Annotated in this window: 4 protein-coding genes; all 4 read right to left on the reverse strand. The window is 71.2% G+C overall.

Annotated elements, in window-relative coordinates; genetic code table 11:
- A partial coding sequence (locus L7D48_RS26855; RefSeq protein WP_237883391.1) for a 2-oxoacid:ferredoxin oxidoreductase subunit beta occupies nucleotides 1-899 on the reverse strand: 899 nt, incomplete at its 3' end.
- On the reverse strand, nucleotides 892-2,802 hold the full coding sequence (locus L7D48_RS26860; RefSeq protein WP_237883393.1) for a 2-oxoacid:acceptor oxidoreductase subunit alpha: 1,911 nt from the start codon (nucleotides 2,800-2,802) through the stop codon (nucleotides 892-894). The genes L7D48_RS26855 and L7D48_RS26860, both read right to left, overlap by 8 nt.
- Before the next feature lie 213 nt (nucleotides 2,803-3,015).
- Nucleotides 3,016-3,675, reverse strand: coding sequence for a response regulator transcription factor (locus tag L7D48_RS26865; protein ID WP_308312345.1), 660 nt, complete (start codon nucleotides 3,673-3,675; stop codon nucleotides 3,016-3,018).
- Between the two features lie 126 nt (nucleotides 3,676-3,801).
- Nucleotides 3,802-4,086: sensor histidine kinase (locus tag L7D48_RS26870; protein ID WP_374493917.1), on the reverse strand; the 285-nt coding region annotated here is incomplete at its 5' end.

A 4,086-nucleotide genomic window follows, 5' to 3' on the forward strand; every position in this document is an offset into this window, starting at 1 on the left:
GTGGTGGGGGAGGCGGTGTGGGCGTCGTGGACCAGGACGGCGTCGGTGCCCTCCACCGTGACGTCGATCACCTTCAGGTCTCCGGTGGCCTGGTCGCGGACCACGCCCTTGGAACCCAGGCCGTCATCTGCCGGCGCGCCGAAGCGGATGGGCCGGCCGTGTTCCAGCCGGATCACGGCCTCCTGGGCCTGTTCCTTGTCCTTGAGCGCCTCGAAGGCGCCGTCGTTGAAGATGTTGCAGTTCTGGTAGATCTCCACCAGGGCGGTGCCCGGATGGTCGGCGGCCGCGCGCAGCACACCGGTGAGGTGTTTGCGGTCGGAGTCGATGGTGCGGGCCACGAAGGACGCCTCCGCGCCGATCGCCAGCGACACCGGGTTGAAGGGGGCGTCCAGCGAGCCCATCGGCGTCGACTTGGTGATCTTGCCGACCTCGGAGGTGGGGGAGTACTGGCCCTTGGTCAGCCCGTAGATCCGGTTGTTGAACAGCAGGATCTTCAGGTTCACGTTCCGGCGCAGGGCGTGGATGAGGTGGTTGCCGCCGATGGACAGCGCGTCGCCGTCGCCGGTGACCACCCACACCGACAGGTCCGGCCGGGAGGAGGCCAGGCCGGTGGCGATGGCCGGGGCGCGGCCGTGGATGGAGTGCATCCCGTAGGTGTTCATGTAGTACGGGAAGCGGGAGGAGCAGCCGATGCCGGAGACGAAGACGATGTTCTCCCTGGCCAGGCCGAGCTCGGGCATGAAGCCCTGGACGGCGGCCAGCACGGCGTAGTCGCCGCAGCCGGGGCACCAGCGGACCTCCTGGTCGGACTTGAAGTCCTTCATGGTCTGCTTGCCGTCGGCCCTGGGGACCAGGGAGAGCGCCTGGACGGCGGGCGCTCCCGTGGTGGTCTCAGCCATCGATGGCCTCCTTCAAAACGGTGGCGAGTTGCTCGGCCTTGAACGGCAGGCCGGTGACCTGCGTGAACGACTGGGCGTCGATGAGGTACTTCGCCCGCAGCAAGGTGGCCAGCTGTCCGAGGTTCATCTCGGGGACGATCACCTTGTCGTAGCGGCCCAGTACCTCGCCGAGGTTGCCGGGGAAGGGGTTGAGGTGGCGCAGGTGGGTCTGGGCGACCTGCTGCCCGGCCGCGCGCAGGCGGCGCACCGCGGCGGTGATCGGCCCGTAGGTCGAGCCCCAGCCCAGCACCAGCACCCTCGCCTCCCCGGTGGGGTCGTCGACGGCGGCGTCGGGCACCTCGATCCGGTCGATCTTGGCCTGGCGGGTGCGGACCATGAAGTCGTGGTTGGCCGGGTCGTAGGAGATGTTGCCCGTGCCGTCCTGCTTCTCGATGCCGCCGATGCGGTGCTCCAGGCCCGGCGTGCCGGGCACGGCCCAGGGGCGGGCCAGGGTGCGCGGGTCGCGCTTGTAGGGCCAGAAGACCTCGGTGCCGTCGGCGGTGGTGTGGTTCGGGCCGGAGGCGAACTGAACCCGCAGGTCGGGCAGCTCGCCGGGCTCGGGGATCCGCCACGGCTCGGAGCCGTTGGCCAGGTAGCCGTCGCTCAGCAGGAACACCGGGGTGCGGTAGGTCAGCGCGATCCGGGCCGCCTCCAGCGCCGCGGCGAAGCAGTCGCCGGGGGTGGCCGGGGCCACGACCGGCACCGGCGCCTCGCCGTTGCGCCCGTACATCGCCTGCAGCAGGTCGGCCTGCTCGGTCTTGGTCGGCAGCCCGGTGGAGGGGCCGCCGCGCTGGATGTCCACGATCAGCAGCGGCAGCTCCAGGGAGACCGCCAGCCCGATCGTCTCCGACTTCAGCGCCACCCCGGGACCGGAGGTGGTCGTCACCGCCAGCGCCCCGCCGAAGGCCGCGCCCAGCGCCGCGCCGATGCCCGCGATCTCGTCCTCGGCCTGGAAGGTGCGCACACCGAAGTTCTTGTGCCGGCTCAGCTCGTGCAGGATGTCCGAGGCCGGGGTGATCGGGTACGAGCCCAGATACAGCGGCAGGTCCGCCTGCCGGGAGGCGGCGATCAGCCCGTAGGACAGCGCCAGGTTGCCGGAGATGTTGCGGTAGGTGCCCGGCGGAAACGCCTTCGAGGCCGGGGCGACCTGGTAGGAGACGGCGAAGTCCTCGGTGGTCTCCCCGAAGTTCCACCCCGCCCGGAACGCGGCCACGTTCGCCTCGGCCACCTGCGGCTTCTTGGCGAACTTCCCGCGCAGGAAGGACTCGGTGGACTCGGTGGGCCGGTGGTACATCCAGCTCAGCAGGCCCAGCGCGAACATGTTCTTCGCCCGCTCGGCGTCCCGGCGGGCCAGGCCGGAGTCCTTCAGCGCCTCGATCGTCAGCGTCGTCAGCGGCACCGGATGCACCCGGTAGGCCTCCAGCGAGCCGTCCTCCAGCGGGCTGGCGGCGTAGCCGACCTTGGCCATCGCCCGCTTGGTGAACTCGTCGGTGTTGACGATGATCTGCGCGCCCCGCGGCAGGTCGCCGATGTTCGCCCTCAGCGCGGCCGGGTTCATCGCCACCAGCACGTCCGGCGCGTCACCGGGGGTGAGGATGTCGTGGTCGGCGAAGTGGAGCTGGAAGGACGACACCCCCGGCAGCGTCCCGGCGGGCGCCCGGATCTCGGCGGGGAAGTTGGGCAGCGTGGACAGATCGTTGCCGAACGCCGCCGTCTCCGAGGTGAACCGGTCACCCGTCAGCTGCATACCGTCACCGGAGTCACCGGCGAAACGGATGACCACCCGCTCCAGCCGCCGAACCTCCTTGGCCGGTGAGCCGGGCGAGGGCTGCTGATCGGCTGGGCTACTGACCTGGCTGGTCACTGGACTGGACCTCCCTTGAGGCGGCGGCTCGTCAGCCATCGTACGTGGGTAAGGGTGACCTTCCTGCGGTCGGTCACATGGTGGACGTTCCGGTGAGACGACACTCGGGGACGCGCGTATATTCCGGCGGTGCTCTGGAGCTCTTCTGGAGCCCCTTGCCGGGCCGCCGCCTGGCCGCGATCTACCGGACCGCGATCTGCCGGGCTGCCGGGGCTATGACCTGAGGTATGTCAGTACGGCCAGCACCCGGCGGTGGTCCTCGCCGCCCGGCGGCAGGCCCAGTTTCAGGAAGATGTTGCCGACGTGCTTCTCCACCGCTCCGTCGCTGACCACCAGCTGCCGGGCGATCGCGGAGTTCGTGCGGCCCTCGGCCATCAGGCCCAGCACCTCGCGCTCACGCGGTGTGAGCCCCGCCAGCACGTCCTGTCTGCGGCTGCGGCCGAGCAGCTGCGCGACCACCTCGGGGTCGAGCGCCGTACCGCCGCGGGCCACCCGGACCACCGCGTCCGCGAACTCGCGGACCTCGGCGACCCGGTCCTTGAGCAGATAGCCCACGCCCCGGCCGGAACCCGCCAGCAGCTCGGTGGCGTACTGCTCCTCCACGTACTGCGACAGCACCAGCACCGACAGACCCGGATGACGGGCGCGCAGCCGGACGGCCGCCCGCAGCCCCTCGTCGGTGTGCGACGGCGGCATCCGCACGTCCGCCACCACCACGTCCGGCGCCTCGCCCGCGTCGGCCAGCTCACCGACGACCTCGACCAGCGCCTCGCCGTCGCCGACACCCGCGACGACCTCGTGGCCGCGGTCTCCGAGCAGACGCGTCAGGCCCTCCCTCAGCAGCACCGAATCCTCGGCGATGACCACCCGCACCCTGTCCCCGACGTCCCCCACGGCTCCCCCTTGCTCCCCGTCCTCCGAATGCTGCGCACAGGAATCCTGTGCACAGCATCCCAGGACCGGGATCCGGCTGAGCGGGGGGCTGTGGAAAACCGGGTGTCAGCCGGCGTCGGGATCGCGCCAGGGCAGCTCGGCGGTGACGGTGGTGGGCCCGCCGGCGGGGGAGTCCACGAGAAGGAGCCCGTCGACGGAGCCCAGGCGCTCGGTGAGACCGGCCAGACCGGTGCCGCGGTCGGCGCGGGCGCCGCCGCGGCCGTCGTCGGCGACCCGGATGAGCAGACGGCCGCCGGAGCGCCGCAGATCCACCGAGGCCCGGGCGGCGCCGCTGTGCTTGCCGACGTTCTGGAGGAGCTCGGAGACGGTGAAGTAGGCGATGCCCTCGAT

It is taken from the genome of Streptomyces sp. ICN903 (assembly GCF_022015835.1).
Taxonomy (GTDB): domain Bacteria; phylum Actinomycetota; class Actinomycetes; order Streptomycetales; family Streptomycetaceae; genus Streptomyces; species Streptomyces fenghuangensis.